The sequence below is a fragment of the Shewanella denitrificans OS217 genome, assembly GCF_000013765.1.
Taxonomy (GTDB): domain Bacteria; phylum Pseudomonadota; class Gammaproteobacteria; order Enterobacterales; family Shewanellaceae; genus Shewanella; species Shewanella denitrificans.
The window spans coordinates 1924410-1951071 of record NC_007954.1; the positions used below are offsets into that span (position 1 = coordinate 1924410).

Here is a 26662-nt window from a genome sequence, read left to right on the forward strand (position 1 = left end):
AGAGAGGTAGTGAGTATTTAACCATGGCTGATAAAGCTTGGCTCGTTTTCACTCTGGTTATTCTCGTTGCTAATACTGGCAGCCACTTGTTTCATAGCCTGGGTCAATTGGCTTAATTGCGCTGAACTGATGCTGTAGGGCGGCATGATGTAAATCAGGTTACTGAAGGGGCGCACCCAGACGCCTAAGTCCACGAAAGACTGTTGCAGCTTGGCGGTATTGACTTGATGATTCATTTCTATCACCCCAACGGCACCTAATACTCGTACGTCTTTGACTTGTGCAAATTCGATGGCACCGGCAAGCTCGAGTTTGAGCTGGGCTTCAATGGCGGCGACTTGCTTGGGCCAGTGGTTTTGCTTGATAAGTGTTAAGCTTGCCGCCGCCGCGGCGCAGGCCAGAGGATTACCCATAAAGGTGGGGCCGTGCATAAATACCCCAGCAGGTGAGTCACTGATCCCTTGGGCGACCTCATCCGTGCATAGGGTCGCTGCAAGGCTAATATACCCCCCGGTTAAGGCTTTACCTAGACAGAGAATATCGGCTTGAATATTGGCATGCTCATAGGCAAATAACTTACCGGTACGGCCAAACCCTGTGGCAATTTCATCTAAAATCAGTAACACATCGAATTGAGTGCATAGTTTACGCAGCGCCCTTAAGTAGGCAGGGGAATAGAAGCGCATGCCGCCAGCCCCTTGCATTATCGGCTCAATGATCACGGCAGCGACTTGGGCGTGGTGTTGCTCAAACTGCGCCCTTAAGGCTTGTTCATCCTCAAGGCTAAAGGGGGCATCAAAACCCAATCTTGGCGCCGGCATAAACAGCTGGCTGGTGACATTGGCGCCAAACATGGTATGCATGCCACCGTCGGGATCGCAGACACTCATGGCGGCGAAGGTATCACCGTGGTAGCCGGATTTCACCGTCAAAATGCACTGTTTGTCTTTATTATTTCGCCCTTGCCAATATTGCAGCGCCATCTTTATGGCAACTTCCACGGCAATGGATCCAGAATCGGCGAGAAATACCTTACTTAGGGCTGGGCTTGTCATTTCAATCAGCAGCTTGGCGACATCGATAGCCGGCTTATGAGTGATACCGCCAAACATCACATGACTGAGAGTATGCAATTGCTGCTCCATGGCCGCGAGAATTTCGGGGTGACCATAGCCATGCACGCAGGCCCACCAAGAGCTAGTGCCATCGATGAGCACAGTGCCATCTGCTAAGGTTAGCTCGCAGCCTTGACCACTGACCACGGCTTGAACCGGCAGGGGAGAGGCCATCGAAGTATAAGGGTGCCAGATATGGGTGCTGTCGAAGGCAAGGTCGAGTTTGAGATCACTGGCTTTAGAGTTGTTCATATTTTAATCGCTAGTCAAGTTTGAAGTCTGGTCCGCGTTGACAGTCTAAGGCCTCAAGGTATGCTAGCCAACATAAAAACACATTAAAAGGGTTGTCCATGTCGTTGTTTGAAGTCCGCCATGATTGGAAAAAAGCTGAAATCGAAGCCTTATTTGCTTTGCCTATGAACGATTTGTTGTTTAAGGCGCACACCATTCATCGTGAAAGCTTCGATCCAAACGAAGTGCAGATCAGTCGTTTATTGTCTATTAAGACCGGCGCCTGCCCAGAAGATTGCAAGTACTGCCCTCAAAGTGCTCGCTATGATACGGGTCTTGAGAAAGAGCGTTTATTAGAAATTGAAAAAGTACTTACCGAAGCAAAAAGCGCCAAAGCGGCGGGTGCTTCACGTTTCTGTATGGGCGCCGCTTGGCGAAACCCTCGTGATAGAGACATGCCATATTTGACTCAAATGGTTAAAGATGTCAAAGCCTTAGGGCTAGAGACTTGCATGACCTTAGGCATGTTATCCACCGAACAATCACAAAAGCTTGCGGGTGCTGGGCTTGATTACTACAACCACAATTTAGATACCTCACCAGAGTATTATGGTGACGTTATCACTACCCGTACCTACCAGAGCCGTTTAGATACTTTATCTAATGTGCGCGCCTCTGGCATGAAAGTCTGCTCTGGCGGCATTGTTGGCATGGGCGAGAAGGCAAGCGACAGGGCCGGGTTACTGCAGCAGCTCGCCAATCTTGAACAGCACCCAGATTCAGTGCCCATTAACATGCTGGTCAAAGTGGCGGGGACGCCGTTTGAGAAAATTGATGACTTAGATCCGCTAGAATTTGTGCGCACTATCGCAGTGGCGCGGATCATCATGCCAAAATCCCGGGTACGCTTATCGGCGGGCCGTGAGAAGATGAGCGATGAGCTGCAGTCCATGTGTTTCTTTGCCGGCGCGAATTCGATTTTCTACGGTTGCAAACTATTGACCACAGCGAATCCTGAAGAAAATGATGATATGAGCCTGTTTAAGCGCTTAGGTCTGCGCCCAGAGCAAGGTCCTGCAGCCCCTGTCGCTCAAGTGGCGACCAATCTTGATCAAGAACAAGCTTTAATTGCAAAAGCCAGTGCCTTAAATGAGAAAGCGACTCAGCAGTTTTATGATGCGGGCGCGCTCTAATTAAACTTAAGGCTCTGCTGATGGCTCATTGATAGCATTGTAGGGCTTGAGCTAGCTTTGAGCATGGTCATAGCGGTATCGTTTTAGGATAAAAGGTTAACAGTCATGAGCCATCCTCTGATGGATAAAATGCGCCAGCAGATGCAAGGCCTTGAACAGCAAGGCCTGTTGCGTCAGCGCAGGCTTGCTAATACCAATGATGTTATCGATTTTAGCCATAATGACTACCTTGGGCTGGCATCGAGTGGTGCACAAGCCAATGCCCTCTATGAAGGCGCGCTGCGTTATGGGGTTGGCAGCAAGGCATCGCCATTAGTGAGTGGCTATTCTCAAGCCCATATTGAACTTGAACAAAGCTTGTGCCAGTACACAGGTCATGAAGCGGCGATGTTGTTTTGTTCGGGCTTTAGCGCCAACAGCGCCTTAATGAGCGCCTTATTCAACCAAGATGACGTGGTTATCGCCGATAAATACGTCCATGCCTCCATTATTACTGGCGTTCAATCAAGCAAAGCGAAACTGGCCCGTTTTATTCACAACGATTTGGTGAGTGCACAAGCCCTGATAGCCCGCTACCCCCATTCAGCCATAGTCACAGAAAGTATTTTCAGTATGGACGGTGATATCGCCCCCATCGATGCGTTATCGACCCTTGCTAAGGCACAGGGAAGCTTGCTTGTTGTGGATGATGCCCACGGCTTTGGGGTATTGCCCCAAGGCTTTATCAGTGCAGCTAAGGTGGATATTCAAATTGTGACCTTTGGCAAAGCACTAGGCTGCCAAGGCGCGGCTATCCTTGCATCGAAAACCGTGATTGACTTTTTAGTGGCCAATTCGCGGCATTATATTTATTCCACCGCCTTATCACCTGCTTGTGCTCATCTTGCCTTAAATGCGGTTAACTTGTGCCAACAAGCGGATGTAAGCGCTAAGCTAATGGCCAATATTTCACTGTTTCGAGCACAAGCCAAGGCGCAGGACATAAACCTAAGTGAGATGGCAGGCTCTGAAGCCGCTGAAAGTGGAATGAACAGCCCTGAGCCAGTAAATCGTCCTGAGCGAATCAACAGCCCTGAGCCAGTAAACAGCCTTGAGCCCGATGTAATAAATAGCCCCATTCAGCCCATCATAATTGGTGATAATGAGCGCACTATGGCCATCGCTAGTAACTTAGCCGATAAGGGTTTTATGGTAGGGGCTATTCGCTCGCCTACAGTGCCTTTTGGTCAAGCCAGGCTTAGGATCACCCTAAGCGCACTGCACAGCAGCGAGCAAATCATCTCATTGGTTAACGCCCTAAAGCGCGCCTTAGAGGATACGCCGTGATGACGGTAAAGCAGGGGGCTGCGTCTATGGTTGATTCAGTAGCTCATTTACAAGCAGATGTAGAAGCTAACTCTAATTCACAAGCCTGTTCAGAGGCTTTGCCCCATATTGAGCGTTTTTCAAAGGCCGCTAAGCAATATAAGCGGCACGATGTGTTGCAGCGATTAACCGCAGCTCGCTTGCAAAAAAACGCGAATTTATCTGGCTGTTTGTTGGATGTGGGCGCGGGCCCTGGGACCTGCTTTGCGGCATTTAGCGGTATCAAACAAGTCACTGCCTTGGATATCGCCCAAGGCATGCTAGATACCTTGAGTCTTAGGTTTAAGGACTATCGCACTGTGTGCTGCGATGTGCAGCAAATAAAACTTGATGATGAGGTTGTTGACACCATTTATTCAAACTTAGCATTGCAGTGGTGCACGGATTTGCCTAGGGCGGCGGCTGAGCTGGCTCGTGTATCGGTTCGCGGCGCCGAATGTCACCTGAGCATAGTGGCGGCAGGCAGTTTGCCAGAACTTAAGACGTTAGGTTTTAGAACAAATAGCTTCATGAACTTAGCTGAAATGATTGACGCTTTTCTTGGCATTAATCAAACAGAAAACGCTCAAGTTAATCAAGCCCAACCCCGTGGTTTACCTCAAAAGACTTGGCAGCTGTTGGATGCAAGCCTTGAACACACGCAAGTCTATTTCAATGATTTACGCAGCATGCTGTATTCCATTAAAGGGGTAGGTGCATCGGCCCAAAGTCAATCTGTGATTCACGCACAACCAAAGACAGCTAAAGCATCGGCATTGGCGTTAAGCTCCACACAGCTTATGTCTAAAAGCCAATGGCAGCATAGGCGTAAACTTGCTGAAACCATGCGCACGGAACAAGGCTTACCTCTGACTTACCAGATTGCCTACCTTAGGCTTAAGCTAGCCTAGCAGGCTGAATAATTGGGATCACCACATGGTATTTTTCGTAACAGGCACAGACACAGACAGCGGTAAAACCTTAGTGTCAGCCACATTGTTATCCTTGGCACGTGGCCAGAAAACCGGGGTTAAACCCCTAGCCTCTGGGTGCATGCAAACAGCTAACGGCCTTAGAAACTCTGATGCACTACAGTTAATGGCTCATTCAAACATGGGGCTGAGTTACCAGAGGGTGAATCCCATCGCTTTTGAGGCTGCGATTGCGCCCCATATCGCGGCAAAACGCGCTGGCTTTAGCCTCACTCTTGATGCAATAGATGCGGCTATGCCTTGGACACAGCTTTATACTGCTGATTTCGCCTTGATTGAAGGGGCGGGAGGCTGGCGTTTACCCTTGGGAGACGGGCATTATTTGTCTGAGCTTGTACAGCGTTGGAATACGAGGTTGCAAGAGAGACACCGCCAGTTAGGGGTTATTCTTGTTGTGGGCATGAAGCTAGGTTGTTTGAATCATGCCTTACTGACCCAAGAGGCTATTGTTAATGACGGTCTTACCATTGTCGGCTGGGTGGCGAATCAAGTGGACAAAGACATGGCTTGTATTGAAGACAATCTCGACAGCCTGAAGCAGATGATGTTGGGTGAGTTTTTAGGTTATGTGCCATTTCTCCCTGAACCTAGCCCGCAGGCGGCCGGTAATTATATCAGTGTGGAATGTTTAATCAGTTAATACCCCACCTTTTCTGTTTGAATTGCGTTAAAGCATATAAAAATAATTCGGCTTTCTGCTGGGATAAACTACGCTCTAATTAATAGTTTGCACAATGAGTGGGAGGCTGTAGTCTTGTTAAGCTTAGTGATTATCATTCACAAATATTTATCCCGTATCTGTGCCTTTATTGGCATCACTTTGCTTGCCTTACCATTGACTTGCCTTGATGTTAGATCATGGAGGCAGTATGAATTTACGTAAATTCTTTTTAATTTATGCCATGAGTCTACTTGGGCTGTTGCTGGCATTTTTTTTGGCTTACCGCGCATTAGTCGTTATCCCAAAGATGGACAAGCAACAACTCATTTGGCAACAAAGAGAAGTGGGTCTAGTTCAGCAAGCCTTTATTAGTGAGTTTTCGCAGCTAAAGACGATAAACTATGACTACAGTGTTTGGGATGAGAGCTATCATTTTTTAGAGACGTTTAATCAAGGCTTTATAGACAGTAATTTTTTGCCCGATACCTACACTTCACTTAAAATCGATGCCAGCTATTTTTTTGACCCAAAGGGGCAACTTATTTGGGGAAAAGCCATGAATTGGCAGACACAAGCTGAGCTTGATTTCCCACAGGTGATTATAGGTGCCCCTAAGATTGCGGCTAAGTTGATGGATAATAACACTGCAGAGGGGAGCGTATCAGGTGTACTGAAAAGCGTGGAAGGGGTGGTGCTGTTCAGCGTCACTCGAGTGCGAAAATCTGATAAATCCGGTGATAATATCGGCTTTATGATGTTCTTAAGGATCTTAAGGCCCGAAGCCTTAGCGCGATTAAGCGCTTTAACAGGGATGAAAATTGAGCATCAACTATTTTTAGAAACCACTCTGGCAGCAGAAGATTTACTCAATTTACAAGCCTTGACTGAACTCAAGACAGAGCGAAAGTATTTCTTGGGGGACGTGGACAATTCACCAGTACTGCTGTTAACCCTAGGTCACAGTGAAGATGCCACTGAATTTGCTCGAGTATTCTTCTTCGATATGGCAAGCCTTATCACAGTGTTAGCCCTGTTGATTTTTCCCTTAAGTTTACTGCTGTTAGTCAATCACTTCTTGGTTAAACCTATAGAATTTCATACCCGTGAGACTCGACGTATGTTGTCCAATGAAGAACTCTATTGCATTAAATCAAGCTGTAAAATCAATGAACTGCACGATTTACAAAATGGCTTTAATCAGTTGGTTGAAACCATAAACCGACAACAAAAAATTCTTTCGATACAAGCATCAGAAGATGTGCTTACAAAAGTGGCTAACCGGCGTGCTTTTGAGCAGTTTTATGATGTCAGTTGGCGGGCTATGCTGCGTCAGAAAACCCCCTTGGCACTCTTGTTATGTGATATCGATCATTTTAAGTCTTATAACGACCATTATGGCCATGCTGCAGGCGACAAGGTAATAACTGCCGTAGCCGGTGCGTTAAAAACCCGTTTTGGCCGAGCAACGGATCTGGTTGCGCGCTACGGTGGGGAAGAGTTTGCTATCGTACTTACCCATATCAGCCTAGATGAATGTGAGCTTAATGCTCAAGCGGCCATACAGCAGATCAATGCCTTAGACATAGCTCATGGTTTTTCCCCTGTCAGTGAAAAAGTGACCATAAGTATTGGCATGACCATCATAGATCCTAACCAAACTGACCTAGATGACATTGATCCATTGTCGCTTTTTCTGCAGACAGATAGGGCGTTATACAAAGCGAAAAAATTGGGCCGTAATCGCTATCTAGTACGAGAGTTTGAAGCCGAATCCTTAAGCCCTCAAGATGAATTTCTCGCCAGAATGTAACCTTTGTCGACAATGCATGCCCCTATTGTTGACCATCAGCCTAAAAAACACTATATTGTCGACAACATTGTTAACATATTGCTTATCTGATGACACTCCATTCACAAGCACCGGTCACGGCAGCGGACAAAACCTTTATTCTTCTTCGAGACGATATCGTCGAAGGGCGTATTCTGGCGGGCGCTAAGCTTAGCGAGACTGAGTTGTCGACAAAATACGGTGTCAGTCGCGCCGTTATCCGTGAAGCCATTAATCGTTTAGAGTCGTGCCACATCGTTGAGCGTAAAGCTAATGTGGGCGCCAGGGTCGTGGCCTTAACCCCAGAAGGGTTAGCGCAACTCTATGAAGTGCGTGAATCCTTAGAGGGCATGGCGGCTCGTCTTGCGGCTAAAAACATGACTCCAGATGAAATTAGCGAATTAAGCGCTTTATTAACTCGCCATTTTGATGAAGTCAAAGGCGGCGAGTCTTATTACCAAGAAGCGGGAGACGTGGACTTTCATTATCGCATTATCTTGGGCAGTAAGAATAAACACCTTATCGCACTGCTGTTTGATGGCATTTATCACTTAGTGCGCATGTACCGGGTGCAACTGGGCATGGCGGGCCCGCGAGTCACTACAGCATTCGATGAGCATAAGCATATAGTGCAGGCCATCAGTAACCGCGATGAAGAATTAGCCGAAATTTTGATGCGTCGGCACATAATGTATTCGAAACACAATATTGAAACCAAGCTTGCATAAACTGCAATTACATTTAATTACACCAGACTGATGAGGGACACCATGAGCGCAGGTAAGAAATTCCGTCAGGCATTAGCCGACAATAAGCCACTGCAAATTTTAGGCACCATCAATGCGTATAGCGCCATTATGGCCAAAAAAATTGGTCATAAGGCCATTTACTTAAGTGGTGGCGGCGTGGCTAACGCTTCATATGGCTTGCCAGATCTTGGCATGACGTCCCTTAACGATGTGTTAGTGGATGTGCAGCGCATTACTGCCGCCTGTGATTTACCCTTGCTGGTGGATATAGACACTGGTTGGGGCGGGGCGTTTAATATCGCTAAAACCGTGCGTGACATGGAAAAAGCCGGCGCAGCAGCCGTGCACATGGAAGATCAAGTGGCGCAAAAGCGTTGTGGCCACAGACCCAACAAAGAGATCGTCACAGTGGAAGAAATGGTTGACCGCATTAAGGCGGCTGTGGATGCACGCACAGATCCTGATTTTTTCATCATGGCGCGCACCGATTCGTTCGCCCAAGAAGGATTGGAGGCTGCCATTGCCCGTGCTAAAGCCTATGTGGCAGCTGGCGCCGACGGTATTTTTGCCGAAGCCATAAAAACTGAAGCTCATTATCGCGCCTTTGCTGAAGCCTTAGATGTGCCCATTCTTGCTAACATTACCGAGTTTGGCCAGACTGAACTGTGGAACAAAAAAGAGTTGGGCGAATGGGGCGTGAGCATGGTGCTTTACCCTTTGAGCGCATTTCGTGCCATGAACAAGGCGGCAGAAATGGTGTATCAGTCTATTCTTGAGCAGGGCGATCAAAAAGCCGTGGTCGACAGCATGCAGACCCGCATGGACTTGTACGATTATTTGGGCTATCACGAGTACGAGCAAAAGTTAGACAGCTTGTTTGCCGAAGGCAAAAATAAGTAAATCATTAACTTAAGCAAAGATTGAAAGATAAATAATAAGAATCAACATTCACCCTACACGTCGCGGCCACTTAAGTGGCCGTGATATAAAAAAAGGAAGCTATCATGGTAGATAAAAAATTAGCGGGCGCAGGTCTTCGTGGTCAAAGCGCAGGGGAAACGGCCTTATGCACTGTGGGCAAATCAGGTTCAGGACTCACTTATTGCGGTTATGACGTGGCAGATTTAGCGGATAACGCAAGCTTTGAAGAAGTGGCCTATTTGCTGTTCAATGGTGAGCTGCCAACAAAAGCCCAGCTTGATGCTTACCAGAGTGAACTGACTGCCATGCGCGACTTGCCTGAAGCACTTAAGCAAGTGCTTAAGCTTATTCCAGCGTCAGCCCATCCAATGGATGTGATGCGCACTGCTTGTTCTTTCTTAGGTAATTTAGAGCCTGAAACAGATTTTACTGCCCAGAATAAAGCAGCTAACCGTTTATTGGCGGCGTTTCCTGCCATCATGTGTTATTGGTATCGTTTCAGCCATGAAGGCGTAGAAATTGATTGCACCACAGATGAAGTTTCTATCGGTGGGCATTTCTTAAAGCTGCTTAACGGTAAGACACCTTCTGATCAGCACAGACGTGTCATGGACGTGTCATTAATTTTGTATGCAGAGCATGAATTTAACGCTTCAACCTTCACCGCTCGTGTGTGTGCATCCACCTTATCTGACATGTTCTCCTGTGTGACTGGCGCGATTGGCTCACTTCGCGGCCCACTCCATGGCGGTGCTAACGAAGCGGCCATGGACATGATCCAAAAGTTCAGCTCACCCGCGGATGCCAAAGTACAAATGGCGGCCATGCTTGATCGCAAAGAAAAAATCATGGGCTTTGGACATGCGGTTTATCGCGAATCGGATCCCCGCAATGTGATCATCAAAGCCTGGTCAGAGAAGTTGGCTAAAGAAAATGGCGATACCTCACTGTATGACATTTCGGTTGCCTGTGAAGAATTTATGTGGGACACCAAGAAACTCTTCTGTAATGCCGATTTCTTCCATGCTTCTGCGTACCACTTTATGGGCATTCCTACCAAGTTATTTACCCCGATTTTCGTGTGCTCGCGGGTAACAGGTTGGGCGGCCCATGTGATGGAGCAGCGCAGCAATAACCGCATTATCCGTCCAAGTGCCGATTACACAGGCCCAGAGCCGCGTAAAGTGACGCCTATCGCACAGAGATAGCCAGCAACAACCCATGTTTCAAGCAATCACTTGAAACATAAAGAGAGTGCCAATGACGAGGTAGCCTTTTACCTCGTCATCTATCGCACTGTTTTATCTTGTTAAATTGCTTATGGATTAAGTTATGAATTCGTCATACCGCAAGCCGTTACCCGGCACTAAGTTAGATTTTTTTGATACACGTGAGGCAGTCGACGCCATTTCTCCCGGCGCATTCGCCACTCTGCCTTATTGCTCCCGCGTGTATGCCGAAAACTTAGTGCGCCGCTGCCCACCCGAGGCATTGGAAGCTTCACTGAAACAAATTATTGAACGCAAACGTGACTTGGACTTTCCCTGGTTTCCTGCACGGGTTGTGTGTCATGACATTCTTGGCCAAACCGCACTGGTAGATTTAGCCGGCCTTAGAGATGCCATAGCCGAGAAAGGCGGCGACCCATCAAAGGTTAACCCTGTGGTGCCTACTCAGCTTATCGTGGATCATTCTTTAGCCGTGGAACACGCGGGTTTTGAAACCGATGCCTTTGAGAAAAACCGCGCCATCGAAGACAGACGCAACGATGATAGATTCCATTTCATCAACTGGACCAAAACCGCCTTTAAAAATGTCGATGTTATTCAGCCCGGCAACGGCATCATGCATCAAATTAACTTAGAGCGCATGTCGCCTGTGGTCCATGCCCGTGATGGCGTGGCATTCCCTGATACCTTAGTGGGCACCGACAGCCACACGCCTCACGTGGATGCGCTTGGCGTTATCGCTATCGGTGTTGGCGGCCTAGAAGCGGAAAGTGTGATGCTTGGACGCGCTTCTTACATGCGCCTGCCAGACATTATCGGGGTAGAGCTCACCGGTAAGCCGCAAGCAGGGATCACGGCAACAGACATAGTGCTGGCATTGACCGAATATTTGCGTGCGCAAAAAGTCGTGTCCTCTTATTTAGAATTTTTTGGCGAAGGTGCAGCCCACCTCACATTAGGGGACAGAGCCACTATTTCTAACATGACCCCTGAATATGGCGCCACTGCTGCCATGTTCTATATTGACCAGCAAACAATTGATTATCTTAAGTTAACAGGCCGTGATGACGAGCAAGTTAAATTGGTTGAAACCTATGCTAAGCACACAGGTCTTTGGGCTGATAGCCTAACAACGGCTGTGTATGAGCGTAACTTAAGCTTTGATTTATCCAGTGTTGGCCGCAATATCGCCGGTCCCTCAAACCCTCATGCACGGGTGGCCACTAAAGATTTAGCCGCTAAGGGCATATCTGGCATAGTTGAAAATGAGCCAGGCAAGATGCCAGATGGCGCTGTGATCATCGCCGCTATCACCAGCTGCACCAACACAAGTAACCCAAGAAACGTGATTGCAGCAGCGCTTTTGGCTCGTAATGCCAATGCCGCTGGCTTAAGCCGTAAGCCATGGGTGAAAACCTCACTGGCCCCAGGCTCTAAAGCGGTGCAGCTGTATTTAGAAGACTCGAACCTCTTGACCGAGCTTGAGCAATTAGGCTTTGGTATTGTCGGCTTTGCTTGCACTACATGTAATGGTATGAGCGGCGCCCTTGACCCAGTTATTCAACAAGAAGTCATTGAGCGCGATCTTTACACCACAGCTGTGCTGTCTGGTAACCGTAACTTCGATGGCCGTATTCACCCCTATGCTAAGCAAGCCTTCTTGGCATCTCCCCCTTTAGTGGTGGCTTATGCCATCGCTGGCACCATACGTTTTGATATCGAAAAAGACGTGCTGGGATTGGATAAAAACGGCAATGCCGTGACCTTGAAAGATTTATGGCCATCGGATGAAGAAATCGATGCTGTGATTGCGAAAAGCGTAAAACCTGAGCAATTCCGTAAAGTGTATGAGCCCATGTTCGATTTGAAAGTCGAATACGGCAGCCACATCAATCCTCAGTATGACTGGCGCCCTCAAAGCACTTATATTCGCCGCCCGCCTTATTGGGAAGGTGCACTAGCAGGCGAGCGAGCCATGAAAGGCATGCGCCCCTTGGCCGTGCTTGGGGATAACATCACCACAGATCACTTATCGCCATCAAACGCCATTTTGCTCGACAGCGCCGCCGGTGAATACCTGCATAAAATGGGACTGCCTGAGGAAGATTTTAACTCCTATGCCACCCACAGGGGCGATCATTTAACTGCCCAGCGCGCCACCTTTGCGAACCCTAAACTCTTTAATGAAATGGTGAGCGAAATCGGCAAAGACGGCGGCGTTAAGATAAAACAGGGCTCTTATGCTCGCATCGAGCCTGAAGGTCAAGTGACCCGCATGTGGGAAGCGATTGAAGCTTATATGGAGCGTAAACAGCCGCTTATTATTGTTGCTGGCGCCGACTACGGCCAAGGCTCGTCTCGAGATTGGGCGGCCAAAGGGGTACGCCTAGCTGGGGTTGAAGTGATTGTCGCCGAAGGCTTTGAGCGCATTCATCGCACTAACTTAGTGGGCATGGGTGTGTTACCCCTTGAATTTGTCAATGGTGATAATCGCCATACTTATCAGATTGATGGCACAGAAACCTATGATGTTCTTGGGGATCGCACCCCAGGCGGCATGATGACACTTATCATCAACAGGAAAGACGGTCAGTCGGTATCTGTACCAGTGAAGTGTCGCCTCGATACCGAGGAAGAGCTGTCTATCTATGAAGCGGGCGGCGTGCTGCAACGCTTTGCTCAAGACTTCTTAGCAGGCAATGCTTAACTCTCTTTGTTAGCTTGGCTGTGCTCGACTGTATTCGTACTGCGGTATTAGCTCTAGGGTATTAGTTCGGCCATATCTGTCTGGCAATATTAGTTAAGCCATATTAGTTTGAAAAGCGACAACAAAAAGGCGCTATCGTTTTTATCATGTTAAATGACTGATGAAATACGATAGCGCCTTTGATTAAAAGGATCTTCCAATGACGTCTTCAACTCAGTTAACTTTCCCCCCCCAATTGAGAGTGCCCGCCACCTATATGCGCGGCGGCACCAGCAAAGGGGTATTTTTTAGCCTCAAAGATTTACCCATAAAAGCCCAAGTGCCAGGGGCTTATCGTGATGCCCTGTTATTGCGTATTATCGGTAGTCCAGACCCATACGCCAAACAAACCGATGGCATGGGCGGTGCGACTTCAAGCACCAGCAAGACGGTAATTTTATCTAAAAGTGAGCAAAAAAATCACGATGTAGATTATCTGTTTGGACAAGTGGCCATAGACAAAGCCTTTGTGGACTGGAGCGGTAACTGCGGCAACTTAAGTGCTGCCGTGGGGGCGTTTGCCATCAGCAATGGCCTAGTGGACAGCAGCCGTATTCCACAAAATGGCATAGCAACAGTGCGTATTTGGCAGGCCAATATTAACAAAACCATCATAGCCCATGTGCCCATGACACAAGGTCAAGTGCAAGAAACCGGTGATTTTGAGCTCGATGGGGTCACCTTTCCAGCCGCCGAAGTGCAGCTTGAATTTATGGCGCCAGCGGACGCTGAGGGCGCCATGTTCCCCACGGGCAATCTTGTCGATGAATTAGCTGTGCCAGGCCTTGGCAATATTAAGGTCACCTTAATCAATGCCGGTATCCCCACCATTTTTGTCGATGCCGCCGCCATAGGCTACAGAGGCACTGAACTTCAAGATGCCATTAATAATGATGAAAAAGCCTTAGGCTTATTTGAAACTATACGTGCTCATGGCGCAGTGAAAATGGGCTTAATTAAGCACATAGATGAAGCACAAAATCGCCAACATACCCCTAAAGTTGCCTTTGTGGCCGCGCCATTGGACTATCAGGCGTCTAGCGGGAAAAGGGTCAAAGCGACTGAGGTGGATCTATTGGTGCGCGCCATGTCCATGGGTAAATTACACCATGCCATGATGGGCACAGCTGCGGTTGCCATAGGCACGGCGGCGGCAATTCCCGGCACCTTAGTGAATTTGGCCGCGGGCGGCGGTAACCGTCAAGTAGTGACCTTCGGTCATCCATCTGGGGTGTTAAAAGTGGGCGCTGAGGCTGAGCTTATAGACAACCAATGGCAAGTGACTAAAGCGATAATGAGCCGCAGCGCGCGGGTGCTGATGGAAGGATGGGTGAGGGTGCCAGAGCCTATTGTCTAATAGCGAGTGTATAGCGCCTGCTATAGTGCGCATCATAGGCATGCTATTGCGCTATTAGTCGGGTGAAAACAATCCGCTTTTTGCAAGTCAGTAGTCAAGAATAATTAATTTTATTCAACTAGTGGCTTGCCTCTACAAATCAGCGCCTTGGGGTGGTATAAAGTGCTATCTTTAGCTTTCTATCGCCATTCTAGGACATTCAAATGATTTTTACCGACATGCTTCTTGCTCCAGCAGATCCCATTTTAGGTTTAAACGATGCGTTTAACGCCGATCCGCGTCAGGATAAAGTCAATCTAGGGGTGGGCATTTATAAAACAGATGCAGGCCTTACGCCGGTATTAAGTTCGGTTAAGAAAGCCGAAGCCCTATTGTTGGCAGAAGAGAAGACCAAAAACTACTTAGGTATTGAAGGTGTGAAAGCCTATAACGCAGCAGTGCAGGCTCTGCTGTTTGGTCCATCCCATAAGGTCATTCAAGATAAACGTGTGGTGACGGCGCAGGCGCCAGGGGGGACGGGGTCTTTGCGTATTGCTGCTGAGTTTTTGGTGCGTCAAACTAAGACTCGCCATGTTTGGGTCAGTAATCCGACTTGGGCCAATCATCAAAATATTTTCGAAACCGCGGGGCTTATTTGCAAAGAATATCGTTATTATGATGCAGCAAGCCATGATCTTGATTTCGATGCCATGCTGGACGATTTGAGCAAGGCCAATGCGGGCGATCTCGTGCTGCTCCATGCCTGCTGTCATAACCCTAGCGGCATAGATTTAAACTTAAGCCAATGGCAACAAGTGGCCAGCTTGTGCCTTGATAAAGGCTTAGTGCCCTTTTTGGATTTTGCCTACCAAGGCTTCGGCGCAGGGATTGAGGAAGATGCGGCGGGCCTTCGAGTGCTTGCCGATACTGTGCCTGAGCTTATTGTCGCTAACTCATTTTCTAAAAATTTCGGCCTCTATAACGAGCGCATTGGCGCCGTGACCTTAGTGGCACAAGATGAAGACACAGCCGTTCGCAGTTTTAGCCAAATAAAGAAAACCATTCGAGCGACTTACTCAAATCCGCCCGCTCACGGCGGGTTAATTGTCAGCACCATTTTAGCCAACCCTGAGCTGAGACAAGAATGGGAATCTGAGCTGACCCAGATGCGTGAGCGCATTGCTAAAATGCGGTTACTGTTTGTTGAACGCTTAAAGCAGGCTGGGGTGACTCAAGATTTTAGCTTTATTTCCCGCCAAACTGGCATGTTCAGTTTCTCAGGCCTTAATAAAGAGCAAGTTATGCGCCTACGGGAAGAATTTGGCATTTACATTGTCGGCTCTGGCCGCATCAGCGTTGCCGGCATGACAACGAACAATATGGATAAAATCTGTCAGGCTATAGCCCAAGTGCTCTAAGTTTTGTTAGCCACTTCGATAAAAACCCGCCAGTTAATCACTTAACTGGCGGTTTTTTATTTCAATGCTTTGTCTGTTGTGAACAATGGACCGATGATTAAAGGTATTAGGATAAACCTAAGTACCAGCCTAGGCTGAAGAGCAAGCTAAAGACTAAGGACAGCAGAGCGGTCTGGGCCAATATGGGGTTGAGTTCCGCGCCGCTTAATTCATGGAATTGCCTACTGAGGCTGCGGGCGTACACTAGGCTGAGGCCAGATAAGCCCACGGCAAAACCGGGTAAAAAACCCAGTAAAAACGCGCTTATGATAATGCCGTAAGGCAGATACACTAAGGTTTGATAAAATACCCTTGCTTGGCCTTGACCCAAGCGTACCGCTAAGGTGCGTTTATGGGCTTTTGCGTCAGTGTTAATATCGCGGACATTATTGACCAGCATAATGGCGGCGTTGAGTGAGCCAATGGCTGCGCCCAAGAGCCAGGCTTCTTGACTTGTGGCGCCAGTTTGCAAATAAACGCTGCCGACAACCGCCACTAAGCCAAAGAAAATAAATACCGTTAATTCGCCAAGGCCATGGGACGCGAGTGGGTAAGGGCCGCCGCTGTAGCAAATGACGGCTAACAAGCTGGCCGCAGCTAATAAGCCAATGGGCCAGCCGCCGATATCAATTAAATATACGCCCACTAACAATGCACAGATAAGGCTCATAATCATGGCCTTTTTCATTTGTTTAGCCGAAATAAGTCCAGCTTGTGTCATTCTTATGGGGCCAAGGCGTTCCTGAGAATCGACACCGGATAAACTATCGAAGTAATCGTTGGCAAGATTTACCGATATTTGCAGCAATAGACCACAGCTGATGATGACCAAAGCTGTGAGTAGACTAAAACCTTCAACACCTAAGGCAAGGGCATTGCCTACTATAAGCGGCCCAAGGACGGCGGGGAGTGTGCGTGGCCTGATGGCCATTAGCCAAGCGCGAGTTTGTGATATATCTGTGGTGTCTTGAGTCATAAATCCGTTTTCTAGGCTAATACTAATCTGTGGCGCTAGCATAGCAAAAAAAGTCCTTTAAAGCCGAGCATTACGGCTTTTTCATCACTTATGCGATAATTGGTGATAAGTCCTAGAAAGGCAGCCTAGAGATGAGGTAACCTTATGAGCATGCAGAATTTTTAAAGAGTGAGTTTATGAGTCAAGTATTAGACGATTTGGTATCATTGTTATCCCTAGAGCAACTTGAAATGGGCCTTTATCGAGGTCAGAGCCAAGACTTGGGCTTTGGTCATGTGTTTGGTGGTCAAGTTATGGGCCAAGCGTTAAGCGCGGCTAAACAAACCGTGGCCGATGATCGCTTAGTACATTCATTGCATTCTTATTTCTTGCGCGCCGGCGATGAGAAACTGCCCATAGTCTATGACGTAGAAATCATGCGTGATGGCGGCAGCTTTAGTGCAAGGCGAGTGAAAGCGATTCAAAAAGGTCAGCCGATTTTTTATATGACCTGCTCATTTCAAACGCCCGAAAGCGGTTTTGAACACCAAAGCGAGATGCCAAGCGTGCCAGGTCCTGAGGGCATACTCAATCAACGTGAGCTTGCCATGACCATGGGGGATAAAGTCCCCCCTAAGATGTTAGAGAAATTTCTCGCCGATACCCCTATAGAGATGCGAGTGGTTGAACCCGTTCATCCTGTATCGCCAAAAATCACTGAGCCTAAACGTTATGTGTGGTTAAAAGCCAGTGGTAGCTTACCAACAGATCCTAATATGCAGGCCTCTTTATTGGCTTATGCCTCAGATTTCAATTTTTTAATCACCGCCACTCAGCCCCATGGCGTATCCTATTTAACCCCAGGCATTCGGATGGCGACCATAGATCACTCCATGTGGTTTCATCGACCCTTCAAGCTCGATGAATGGCTGCTTTATAGCATAGAAAGCACGAATGCCAGTGGTGGACGCGGCTTAGTGAAAGGCCAATTTTTCGATACCCAAGGTAACTTAGTGGCCTCGTGTACTCAGGAAGGCATGATCAGGATGAAAAGAGCATGAGTTTGAAAGTATTGATTAAAACAGCCTGCAATAAGCTTAAGATATCAGCTTGTCTCGGGTTAGCATTGAGCCTGCTCTTATTGCCTGGCTGCGTCACGGTTAAGCCTGAGCCGCCAGTGGTGGTCAATGGTTATGCGGGGTATCTTGAGCGAGTGATGTTACCGCCGGGCTGCAAAATCAATATTGCCGTGATAGATTTTAATACCCCTAATCGGATAATTTCGCAAAAAACTTTCGATATCGCCAGAGCGCCTGTGCCGTTTAAGTTTATTTTCCCTGCAGATAGCATAGAAAAAAACACAGATTATGGGGTGGTGGCTATGATCACCTATAACGGGAAGGCATTGTTTCAGACCTATGAAAAGTTTAGGGTTATTCATAACGATAAGTTCACTACCGAAGTCATAATGAAACAGGTGCATTAGTCAGTTGACAACGTCTAACCCAAAACGATTGATTTGGGGCCTGTGCATCGCGTCTGTGATCATTTATTTGAATTTGTACCTGATGCAAGGCATGTTACCTGCCATTGCCGAGCATTTTCAGGTGACAGGCGCCAGCGCCGCCTTGGTATTGTCTGTCACTAGCTTCAGCCTCGCCTTTTCTTTACTCATGTTTGCCTTGATTTCCGATAGAGTCGGCAGGTTAGGGCCTATCATCACCACCTTGTGGTTATTGGTGGCATCAAATGTCTTGCTTATCTTAGTGCAAGACTTTGAAACCTTAATGGCACTGCGCTTATTACAAGGCGTGTTGCTGGCCGGTGTGCCTGCCATCGCCATGGCCTATATGAAAGAGCAATTATCGGCGGCATTCATCTTAAAGGCCGCGGCCATTTACATCATGGCCAATAGCTTAGGGGGCATTTTAGGACGTCTTGTGGGCGGAGTATTATCCCAATACTTTGATTGGCAGCAGGGCATGATAATACTGTTTGCTGTGACCCTGATGGGGGTGGCATTGGTGCACTATTTGCTAATGAGTAATCTGCTAATTAGGAATCTGCTAATAAGCAATAGTAGGTTAAACACATCGATTAATGCGGCTACAACCAGCGTGCTCAATGAAGCGCTGAACAACGTACTTGCTGCAAATCAGCCGCCACATTTGTCTAATGGGGCGGCGACTCAATCTCAGGGGTTGAGTCAACAAGCCAAACTTAGGCTGGATATGGCGGGCTTTCTATACCATCTAAAGGACTCCCAAATGCGGCTCGCCTTTATCCTCGGCGGCCTTGCTTTCTTTGTGATGGTGAATCAATTTAGCTTTATTCAGCTGCACTTGATGGCCGCCCCCTATGGCTTAAGCCGCTTGCAAGCGACGCTGATTTTCCTGTGTTATTTAAGCGGGACGCTTGCCTCTTATTTATCTGCCCGCTGGATAGCTAAATTTGGCAGCCTGCCGTTATTTAAGCTAGCGCTAGGCTTAATGCTGCTGGGCAGCACACTGACATTATTCAATACGTTAGCCACGATTGTGATGGGCTTTTTATTCACAGCGGCAGGATTTTTTCTGACTCACAGTTGTTGTAATGCGTTTGTGACCATGCGGGCCCAAAGCCACAGGGCCAAGGCGACTGCATTGTATTTATGCAGCTATTATTTAGGTGCCGCCTTGGGTGGGCCCTATTTAATGCTATTTTGGCAGCAGGCGCAGTGGAGCGGTGTGGTGGCAGGCTCGCTAATCATCTTAACCTTATTGGCTTTTGTTATTGCTAAGCTTGAACGCTTGCAAACAAGATAACGGCTAGGAGCTTTGAATTTGCTGCTTGCAGTAGCTACAGGCTTATTGAAATTTACTAAACAATCTTCTAAAACAATAACACCAGCGTGATGCTGGCGAAATGATTAACAAGCATCTAAACATGGTTGCTTGTGGGCCATAGCTTGTGCAGGCCGTTAGCCTTCAAAGGGCTTTATCTCAGGTACAAAAACCTCTGCAGCCGCTGGCTGAAGCGGTTGAATTTGCCCCGCTTTTACAGGCAATTTGTTGCTGCCGTTAGGGGTTACAGGTACGCCTTCAGTTTGATAAGGCTGGGGTTCAATCTGGCGTTCACTGCGTTGTTCGCTGCGCTGTTCACTGTACTGCCCAATGTTTTGTTCAATGACGATAGGCTTTACCTGTGTGGGTTGCTCCATCTTACGAATTTGCATCACCAAACCCATTTGCGGATGATCAAAGTAATGGATCTGACCGCTTCTTACGCGCCTATTTTGATCTAGGGGAATGGACTGCAAGAAAGGCGTCATCACCTTTTCAGTGCTTGGGCTGTTGAACCCCATCAACTCACCGTGATTAGGGTCCATCAGTTTCTGACTGACTTTACGTAAAAACAGATCGGTTTCAATATACAGGTAATGACTTAAATAGATGTTGATGCTGCCATCAAGCTCCCACACTGGCATTACAGGCGCTGGGGTGTTAATGCTCCCAAGGGCCGAATAGTCACCGATCATAGTTACCGCTGGGCTAGGTTGAGACTGACTCACAGGCTGACCATGGTAGGTAAATTGCTTAGAAAAATCACGGCCACCAATAATTCTAATGGCTTTAGCATTACGACGCGACTGCATATTTTGCTGCCACGTTAGGTGCACTAAACCTTGGATATTACCTTCTCGATTTAAGGTATTAATCAATTGCTTAAATTGACCTTGCTGCTCTGACAATAGTACAGCTGACTCACCGATAAAGGCGTGCCTTGGCGTTTTAGCGGCTATGGTGAAGGGCAAAATACTCGGGTAGCTCTTGGTATTGTTGCTCACTTTAGGGTCATTACAGCCACTGGTGTCCAAGGCCCAATCACTGGCGTCGCAGCCCGACAAGCCGATGGCAACCCCTGTGATATCTGTGCTTATCTCAGGGGTGATAATGTCGATCAACTGCTTATTTTTGTTAGGGGCGCTTAAGTCTGGCCACTGCTCTAGACTGTTGCTTTGGCGCTCAAAGATAAACACTTCCACTTCGAACCATGATTCGGCATGAGCGTTGAATGTGTGGCTAAGGGCAATAATAGCGGCGAGGCCTGTGGCAAATTTAGCGAGCACTATTTCTCTCCAATGCTGTGTTGAGCGAGTTGTTCGAGCAAGGTGGCCACAAGTTCGAGGCGTTGTTTGCTACTTTCTGCTGGAATGGCGAATCTTAGCTTATTTGGTCCTTCCATTCGATAGATATTTGGCTGTTTCTGCAATAAACCTATGATGAACATGGGGTCGATTTTGTGATTGTCACCAAATTCTATGCTGCCGCCTTTGGCATGCATTTCAATCTTAGTGGCGCCAAGTTTAGTGGCTTGATGCTTATATAGGCTCAATTCCAGTAAGTTTTTCGTGGGCTCAGGCAGTAAGCCGAAGCGGTCGATAAATTCCACTCTGAGCTCGTCGAGCATGGCCTCACTCTTACAGTTAGCAATGCGCTTATACATGGAAAGGCGCATATTGACATCGCTAACATAATCTTCAGGTAGTAAGGCGGGGATGCGTAAATCCACCTCACACTGGGCATTGAGCATATAAGCCAATGACGGCTCCTTGCCTTCTTTTAAGGCACTGACCGCCGATTCGAGCATCTCCATATAGAGGCTGAAGCCAATTTTTGAGATGTGACCGCTTTGCTCATCGCCTAATAATTCACCGGCGCCGCGAATTTCAAGATCTTGGGTGGCCAGCATAAAGCCTGCGCCCAATTCCTCTAAGGCATCGATGGCTTCGAGACGTTTGCGCGCATCGGTAGAAATCAGCTTAATGGGCGGGGTTATCATATAGGCATAGGCTTGATGATGTGAGCGGCCTACACGGCCACGCAGCTGATGCAGCTGCGCCAGACCAAACTTATCGGCCCTATCAATCACGATAGTGTTGGCGCTTGGCACGTCGATACCTGTTTCAATAATGGTAGTACAGACAAGCACGTTGAATCTTTGATGATAAAAATCCGCCATGACTTTTTCAAGGTCCCGTTCACGCATCTGCCCATGGCCGGTAACCACTCGAGCCTCTGGCAACAAGTCCCGTAGATCTTGAGCGCATTTTTCTATGGTTTCAACATTATTGTGCAGGTAATACACTTGTCCGCCGCGAAGGATTTCACGCAGCAATGCTTCCCTGATGGTCGCCTGATGGTATTCACGCACGAAGGTTTTAACCGCCAAGCGTTTCGCCGGCGGGGTGGCGATAATGGATAAGTCGCGCATCCCGGACATGGCCATGTTGAGTGTGCGCGGAATTGGGGTCGCAGTTAAGGTTAAGATATCGACATTGGCCCTGAGTGCTTTGATTTTCTCTTTTTGCCGCACTCCGAATCTGTGTTCTTCATCTATGATCAATAAACCTAAATCAACAAATTTCGCCTCAGATTGCAGTAGCTTATGGGTACCAATGACGATATCCACCTTGCCTTCACTTAAGGATTGCAACACTTGCTCTTGCTCTTTAGCGCTGCGAAAACGTGACATCACTTCGATTTCTACCGGCCAGTCGGCAAACCTGTCTTTAAAGTTTTCATAATGCTGCTGGGCAAGCAAGGTGGTGGGGACGAGTACCACGACTTGTTTACCGGCATTAACCGCCACAAAGGCGGCGCGCATGGCGACTTCTGTCTTACCAAAGCCCACATCACCACAGACGAGGCGGTCCATAGAGGTTGGCGCCTGCATATCATTCAATACGGCTATGATGGCCGATTCTTGATCGACCGTTTCCTCATAGGGGAAACCTTGGGCAAATTGCGCGTATTCATCGGCATCTATCGCTAGGGCTTCACCTGGACGTGACTGGCGTCTGGCGTACACATCCAAGAGTTCAGCGGCCACATCACGAATTTTTTCTATGGCTTTTTTCTTGGCCTTAGCCCAAGTTTCATTGCCGAGCTTATTAAGCTGGGCATTGTCTTCGGAATTGGCGTTATAGCGACTGATTAAATGCAAGGATGACACAGGGACATACAGTTTATCGCCACCGGCATACTCAAGTTTTAAGTACTCGGCCACCAGCCCGCCAGTGTCTAAGGTTTCAAGTCCTTGATAGAGGGCGACGCCGTGCTCTAAATGCACTATGGCCTGGCCGACTTTAAGTTCGGCCAAGTCTTTAATGAGTGCATCACTGCTGACTTGTTTTTGTTTATCGCGGCGGCGCTGCTGAGCAATTTTATGGCCGAATAGCTCGGTTTCACAAATTAGGCTTAACTCTCCCTTGGGGGAGTCTAACAAGGTACAGCCACGAGAAAGGGGAGAGACTATCAAGCCATGCACAGGCCCCTTAAGGGGAACGCTTGCGTCTAAAAATTCATCCAGATGCTTAAAGAGTGTCGGCTTGATGCCAATTTTTGACAGCAATGCCAACAGGGCTTCGCGGCGTCCCTCAGATTCTGCGCTAAATAACAATGGCTTGCCGTCTTGAGCAAAGGCCTGCAGGCTTTCTAGGGGCTGCTTGAGTTTATGATTGGCATTGATATCAGGCAGAGGAGCAACGTTGGCCTGTAAGGCACTGTCTTTTTTAGCAACGTCTTTTTTAGTGCCATCTTCACCTAATTGGGCATCGCCTGGGGTGTGAATAAAAAACTGGCTACGTTTATAGGGTTTGAATGCGGCGAAGAGTTGCTCTTGGGTCAGGTACAACTCATGGGGCGCAAGTAGTGGCCTTAATGGATCGACGCGCCTGTCTTCATACCTATGATGGATTTCAGTTAAATGATTAGCACAGGCTTTATCTATGTCACCTAAGGTGATCAACTGAGTGTTTTCAGGCAGATAATCAAATAGTGATGCCGTGTCATCAAAAAATAGTGGCAGATAATTTTCAATGCCAGCAGGCATCAGGTTACGGCTAACCAACTGATAAACGGATTCAGCTTCTTTTGAAATCACTTCAAAACGGCGACGGTATCTTTGCCTAAAGCCTTCGATGGCGGCGCTGTCGGTGGCAAATTCTTTAGCGGGTAACATGCGTATGGCATCGACGGCGACCTCAGATCGCTGAGTTTCTACATCAAAATGGCGAATGGATTCGATTTCATCGTCAAATAATTCAATACGCAGTGGCTGCTGACATCCAGTAGGGAAGATATCTAAAATCGAGCCACGAATGGCAAACTCCCCATGTTCATAGACCTGTTCAACTAAGTGATAACCCGTATCCACTAAGTGCTGTCTTACCGTTTGCAGGGCGTAGGTATCGCCTTTTTTGAGCACCATGACATTGGCACTTAAATAGGATTGTGGGGGTAAACGCACCATTAAGGTATTAATCGGCACGATAACGGCGTTGTGACCTAAGTTACCTAGTTGCGCTAAGGTTTCAAGGCGCTGGGAAATCAAGTCTTGATGGGGCGAGAAACTGTCGTAGGGCAAGGTTTCTCTGTCTGGGAATAAACACAGATTCACATCATGATTTGCAAGTAGATAATGCAATTCCGTTTCCAGCAGCATGGCCGTAGGGGTATCGTGGGTGACGATAAGACTAGTGCCCTTATTGGCGAGAATAAGTTGCGCTAAGCTCAGGGATTGGGAAAGCCCACCTAAGGTTACAAGACGTTGGGTTTGTTGGCCTTTTTTAACACTAGGCGGAGTGAATACACTAAATTGACTCATGGTAATAAGGTCGATAATTCCATTTTAAATGAACCGCTGAGGGGGCCGTTGGCCTAACCACAACGCTGGCAATGCCGCAACGGTTGCGGCTTGAACACATTATTTCTACATATCTATGCGAGTAGCTGCAAACTTTACGTCAATAGCGTCCCATTAGATCGCTTTTTGTCGCTGCTCTTTGCGTTTCTTTAGCATTTTTTGTTGCACATTTAAACTGGCCTTCACCAGCTGCTCAACATCAGTATCTAAAATCTGGCTAAATTCCAGTTCAATCAGATAGCCTCGGTCAGTACTAGTACTTGTGACAGCACTTGTGTCAGCAGCAGAAGTCTCAGCCGTTGCATTGCTAGCGTCTATGACCACATCTGCGGCCATTGACGCTAAAGGGGTACAATTCACCACAGTGCAAAAGCACAATAAGGCCACCAGTTCTGAGCGGATATAGAGGTGAGTTTTAAATACACTGCCAAGGGGGAGCGGGCTAGAAGATGAGATGCTGATCCCCGAGCCTCCAAAGAGCACCCCTAAATGATAATCCCCTTCTTGCACTTGTTTTTCCAGTACATGTTGCAGTACTAGGTCGACTTTACGGGATTGCAGCTTCAAAAAATCGACAACGGCTTTGGCTTCGTTATCTAAGTGGCGCAGTTGCATTAAGCAGTCGGCTTCTAAGGCTTTGACTTCTGTAAGCAGCTGTAATCCTGTGGATTGCAGTTGCCTTAGTTCATCTTCATTGGGCAAGGGTTCATGCTGCGGCCAAGGCAATAAGTAAGCGGCAAAGCTGTGGGGCACACTAAAATAAGAATTGAGTTCGGGGAACAAGGTTTTGCCTCTTTATTTATCACGCTAATACCCCTATTATCGTGCCCAACTTAATGATTTAGCAAGTCATACCCAAAGTGATTCATTTTTGAATAAAAATTAATCACATTATACGCTTAGGATAATGCTGTTTTGAAGAATTTTGGCGTTTCTTTTTTTATCGGATATCGCTATTGGCGCGCAAAAAAAGCCAATGCCTTTGCCTCTTTCCTGACCTTGTTTGCCGTGTCGGGTATTTTTTTGGGGGTGGTGGCGTTAATTCTGGTCAGTTCTGTGATGAATGGCCTAGAAGGGCAGCTTAAGCAACGCATATTGGGCGCAATTCCTCAGTTAACCCTGGTAAATGATGCGGGCTTTAGCCAATGGCAGCAAGATATTGCCGTGATTGAAGCCTTGCCGCAAGTGCTTGGGGCTGTGCCAACTGTGACCACCCAAGCCATGATCCAATCTGTTGATAATATTGGCGCCGCCCAAGTCTATGGCATATTCCCCGAACAAGAAGCGGCCCTTTCTGCCAAGATAGGCAGTGTCTATTCAGACGCGTTCGGAACCCTTGAAGCGAACCAGTATCACATCGTACTGGGTGTTGAGCTTGCCAGAAAACTTAACGTCAATATTGGCGATAAAATCCGGTTATTAAGCGGTGATGGCGTGGTGTACTCCCCCATTGGACCTGTGCCGAGCCAGCGTAAATTTGTGGTTGCTGGACTGTTTGAAACAGGATCCCAAGTGGATGCTGGTGTGGCCTATGTGCATTATCAAGATGCGCGGCGGTTGATGCGCTTAGAGAGCCTGAGTATCAATGAAGTGAGATTGTATTTAACCGATCCCTTTTTAGCCCCCGACTTAAGCCAGCAAGCCATCAGCTTAATGGCGCAACAAGGGATTGAGGTACACAGCCGTGACTGGCGCGCCGACTTTGGTCAGCTTTTTGCAGCGGTTAAGATGGAAAAAAGCATGATGTCCTTGATGCTCAGCCTCATTGTGGCAGTGGCGGCATTTAATATAGTGTCTGCCCTAGTCATGATGGTGGTGGATAAAACCGCGGATGTGGCGGTATTAAAGACTCAAGGCTTATCGACTCAAGCTGTGATGAATATTTTCATCGTCCAAGGCTTACTCAACGCCGTGATAGGCTTAAGTTCGGGACTTCTGGTGGGCATACTGTTGGCGTTAAATCTGAATCCTATTCTTAATCAGTTTGGCGTGTCTATTTTAGGCACAGGTCAGTCATTACCTGTGGCATTAAGCTTAGAGCAACTGAGCCTTATCGCTGTCGGCACCTTGATCATCACTTTGCTTGCAACCCTTTATCCAGCATTTACTGCCGCACGGGTTCAACCTGCTAGCGCCTTGAGATACGAATAATGAAACCTGCTTTTGAAAACAATCTGCCCAAAGAGAATGCATCGAAAGAAAATGCATCGAAAGAGAAT

20 protein-coding genes are annotated in these 26662 nt (G+C 47.7%); 15 read left to right on the forward strand and 5 right to left on the reverse strand.

The features are described 5' to 3' along the window. Positions 1 to 17: 17 nt before the first annotated feature. Positions 18 to 1367, reverse strand: coding sequence for an adenosylmethionine--8-amino-7-oxononanoate transaminase (gene bioA, locus SDEN_RS08640; RefSeq protein WP_011496099.1), 1350 nt, complete (start codon positions 1365 to 1367; stop codon positions 18 to 20). Between the two features lie 98 nt (positions 1368 to 1465). Between bioA and bioB the strand changes: the two genes are divergently transcribed. From bioB to SDEN_RS08695, 11 genes are all read left to right on the forward strand, one after another. Continuing rightward, positions 1466 to 2539 carry a biotin synthase BioB gene (gene bioB, locus SDEN_RS08645; protein WP_011496100.1) on the forward strand — a complete coding sequence of 358 codons (1074 nt, stop codon included), beginning with the start codon at positions 1466 to 1468 and terminating at the stop codon, positions 2537 to 2539. Positions 2540 to 2644: 105 nt separating this feature from the next. Next, a complete protein-coding gene (locus SDEN_RS08650) occupies positions 2645 to 3865 on the forward strand; it encodes an aminotransferase class I/II-fold pyridoxal phosphate-dependent enzyme (RefSeq protein WP_011496101.1) in 1221 nt (406 codons plus the stop codon). A 26-nt stretch (positions 3866 to 3891) separates the two neighbouring features. After that, on the forward strand, positions 3892 to 4794 hold the full coding sequence (locus tag SDEN_RS08655) for a methyltransferase domain-containing protein (protein WP_083759685.1): 903 nt from the start codon (positions 3892 to 3894) through the stop codon (positions 4792 to 4794). A 25-nt stretch (positions 4795 to 4819) separates the two neighbouring features. Beyond that, complete coding sequence (gene bioD / locus SDEN_RS08660) at positions 4820 to 5515, forward strand: dethiobiotin synthase (protein WP_011496103.1); 696 nt, start codon at positions 4820 to 4822, stop codon at positions 5513 to 5515. Between the two features lie 229 nt (positions 5516 to 5744). Next, on the forward strand, positions 5745 to 7346 hold the full coding sequence (locus SDEN_RS08665) for a sensor domain-containing diguanylate cyclase (RefSeq protein ID WP_011496104.1): 1602 nt from the start codon (positions 5745 to 5747) through the stop codon (positions 7344 to 7346). An 89-nt stretch (positions 7347 to 7435) separates the two neighbouring features. Further along, the gene (locus SDEN_RS08670) at positions 7436 to 8092 is read left to right on the forward strand and encodes a GntR family transcriptional regulator (protein ID WP_011496105.1); all 657 of its coding nucleotides are present in this window, start codon (positions 7436 to 7438) and stop codon (positions 8090 to 8092) included. Between the two features lie 42 nt (positions 8093 to 8134). After that, positions 8135 to 9013 carry a methylisocitrate lyase gene (gene prpB, locus SDEN_RS08675; RefSeq protein WP_011496106.1) on the forward strand — a complete coding sequence of 293 codons (879 nt, stop codon included), beginning with the start codon at positions 8135 to 8137 and terminating at the stop codon, positions 9011 to 9013. A 104-nt stretch (positions 9014 to 9117) separates the two neighbouring features. Continuing rightward, a complete protein-coding gene (gene prpC / locus SDEN_RS08680; RefSeq protein ID WP_011496107.1) occupies positions 9118 to 10242 on the forward strand; it encodes a bifunctional 2-methylcitrate synthase/citrate synthase in 1125 nt (374 codons plus the stop codon). 124 nt (positions 10243 to 10366) lie between these two features. After that, positions 10367 to 12970, forward strand: a complete 2604-nt coding sequence (acnD, locus tag SDEN_RS08685; protein WP_011496108.1) for a Fe/S-dependent 2-methylisocitrate dehydratase AcnD — start codon at positions 10367 to 10369, stop codon at positions 12968 to 12970. Positions 12971 to 13169: 199 nt separating this feature from the next. Continuing rightward, complete coding sequence (gene prpF, locus SDEN_RS08690) at positions 13170 to 14366, forward strand: 2-methylaconitate cis-trans isomerase PrpF (protein ID WP_011496109.1); 1197 nt, start codon at positions 13170 to 13172, stop codon at positions 14364 to 14366. 203 nt (positions 14367 to 14569) lie between these two features. Next, positions 14570 to 15763 carry an amino acid aminotransferase gene (locus SDEN_RS08695; RefSeq protein WP_011496110.1) on the forward strand — a complete coding sequence of 398 codons (1194 nt, stop codon included), beginning with the start codon at positions 14570 to 14572 and terminating at the stop codon, positions 15761 to 15763. A 106-nt stretch (positions 15764 to 15869) separates the two neighbouring features. On the opposite strand, the gene SDEN_RS08700 is transcribed toward SDEN_RS08695, so the two are convergent. Continuing rightward, complete coding sequence (locus SDEN_RS08700) at positions 15870 to 16778, reverse strand: 1,4-dihydroxy-2-naphthoate polyprenyltransferase (RefSeq protein ID WP_049763091.1); 909 nt, start codon at positions 16776 to 16778, stop codon at positions 15870 to 15872. A gap of 176 nt (positions 16779 to 16954) precedes the next feature. Here SDEN_RS08700 and tesB point away from each other — a divergent pair, with 176 nt between their 5' ends. From tesB to SDEN_RS08715, 3 genes are all read left to right on the forward strand, one after another. After that, positions 16955 to 17818: an acyl-CoA thioesterase II gene (gene tesB, locus SDEN_RS08705; protein WP_011496112.1), complete on the forward strand. Its 864-nt coding sequence runs from the start codon at positions 16955 to 16957 to the stop codon at positions 17816 to 17818. Then, entirely contained in the window at positions 17815 to 18243 is a 429-nt protein-coding gene (locus SDEN_RS08710) for a YbaY family lipoprotein (RefSeq protein WP_011496113.1), read from the forward strand. The genes tesB and SDEN_RS08710 overlap by 4 nt, the downstream gene beginning before the upstream one ends. 82 nt (positions 18244 to 18325) lie before the next feature. Then, entirely contained in the window at positions 18326 to 19561 is a 1236-nt protein-coding gene (locus tag SDEN_RS08715; RefSeq protein WP_157599930.1) for an MFS transporter, read from the forward strand. A 155-nt stretch (positions 19562 to 19716) separates the two neighbouring features. Here the strand turns inward: SDEN_RS08715 and SDEN_RS08720 are convergent, their stop codons facing one another. From SDEN_RS08720 to SDEN_RS08730, 3 genes are all read right to left on the reverse strand, one after another. Beyond that, positions 19717 to 20865 (reverse strand): peptidoglycan binding protein CsiV, encoded by a 1149-nt coding sequence (locus SDEN_RS08720; RefSeq protein ID WP_011496115.1) that lies wholly within the window; start codon positions 20863 to 20865, stop codon positions 19717 to 19719. After that, the gene (mfd, locus tag SDEN_RS08725) at positions 20865 to 24404 is read right to left on the reverse strand and encodes a transcription-repair coupling factor (protein ID WP_011496116.1); all 3540 of its coding nucleotides are present in this window, start codon (positions 24402 to 24404) and stop codon (positions 20865 to 20867) included. The genes SDEN_RS08720 and mfd overlap by 1 nt, the downstream gene beginning before the upstream one ends. A 153-nt stretch (positions 24405 to 24557) precedes the next feature. After that, positions 24558 to 25226: a hypothetical protein gene (locus SDEN_RS08730; protein WP_011496117.1), complete on the reverse strand. Its 669-nt coding sequence runs from the start codon at positions 25224 to 25226 to the stop codon at positions 24558 to 24560. Positions 25227 to 25358: 132 nt separating this feature from the next. Here SDEN_RS08730 and SDEN_RS08735 point away from each other — a divergent pair, with 132 nt between their 5' ends. After that, on the forward strand, positions 25359 to 26594 hold the full coding sequence (locus SDEN_RS08735) for a lipoprotein-releasing ABC transporter permease subunit (RefSeq protein ID WP_011496118.1): 1236 nt from the start codon (positions 25359 to 25361) through the stop codon (positions 26592 to 26594). Positions 26595 to 26662 lie beyond the last annotated feature (68 nt).

Coding starts and splice junctions, on each gene's coding strand:
- bioA (WP_011496099.1), bottom strand. CDS start 1,367: ATGAACAACTCTAAAGCCAGTGATCTCAAACTCGACCTTGCCTTCGAC.
- bioB (WP_011496100.1), top strand. CDS start 1,466: ATGTCGTTGTTTGAAGTCCGCCATGATTGGAAAAAAGCTGAAATCGAA.
- SDEN_RS08650 (WP_011496101.1), top strand. CDS start 2,645: ATGAGCCATCCTCTGATGGATAAAATGCGCCAGCAGATGCAAGGCCTT.
- SDEN_RS08655 (WP_083759685.1), top strand. CDS start 3,892: ATGGTTGATTCAGTAGCTCATTTACAAGCAGATGTAGAAGCTAACTCT.
- bioD (WP_011496103.1), top strand. CDS start 4,820: ATGGTATTTTTCGTAACAGGCACAGACACAGACAGCGGTAAAACCTTA.
- SDEN_RS08665 (WP_011496104.1), top strand. CDS start 5,745: ATGAATTTACGTAAATTCTTTTTAATTTATGCCATGAGTCTACTTGGG.
- SDEN_RS08670 (WP_011496105.1), top strand. CDS start 7,436: ATGACACTCCATTCACAAGCACCGGTCACGGCAGCGGACAAAACCTTT.
- prpB (WP_011496106.1), top strand. CDS start 8,135: ATGAGCGCAGGTAAGAAATTCCGTCAGGCATTAGCCGACAATAAGCCA.
- prpC (WP_011496107.1), top strand. CDS start 9,118: ATGGTAGATAAAAAATTAGCGGGCGCAGGTCTTCGTGGTCAAAGCGCA.
- acnD (WP_011496108.1), top strand. CDS start 10,367: ATGAATTCGTCATACCGCAAGCCGTTACCCGGCACTAAGTTAGATTTT.
- prpF (WP_011496109.1), top strand. CDS start 13,170: ATGACGTCTTCAACTCAGTTAACTTTCCCCCCCCAATTGAGAGTGCCC.
- SDEN_RS08695 (WP_011496110.1), top strand. CDS start 14,570: ATGATTTTTACCGACATGCTTCTTGCTCCAGCAGATCCCATTTTAGGT.
- SDEN_RS08700 (WP_049763091.1), bottom strand. CDS start 16,778: ATGACTCAAGACACCACAGATATATCACAAACTCGCGCTTGGCTAATG.
- tesB (WP_011496112.1), top strand. CDS start 16,955: ATGAGTCAAGTATTAGACGATTTGGTATCATTGTTATCCCTAGAGCAA.
- SDEN_RS08710 (WP_011496113.1), top strand. CDS start 17,815: ATGAGTTTGAAAGTATTGATTAAAACAGCCTGCAATAAGCTTAAGATA.
- SDEN_RS08715 (WP_157599930.1), top strand. CDS start 18,326: ATGCAAGGCATGTTACCTGCCATTGCCGAGCATTTTCAGGTGACAGGC.
- mfd (WP_011496116.1), bottom strand. CDS start 24,404: ATGAGTCAATTTAGTGTATTCACTCCGCCTAGTGTTAAAAAAGGCCAA.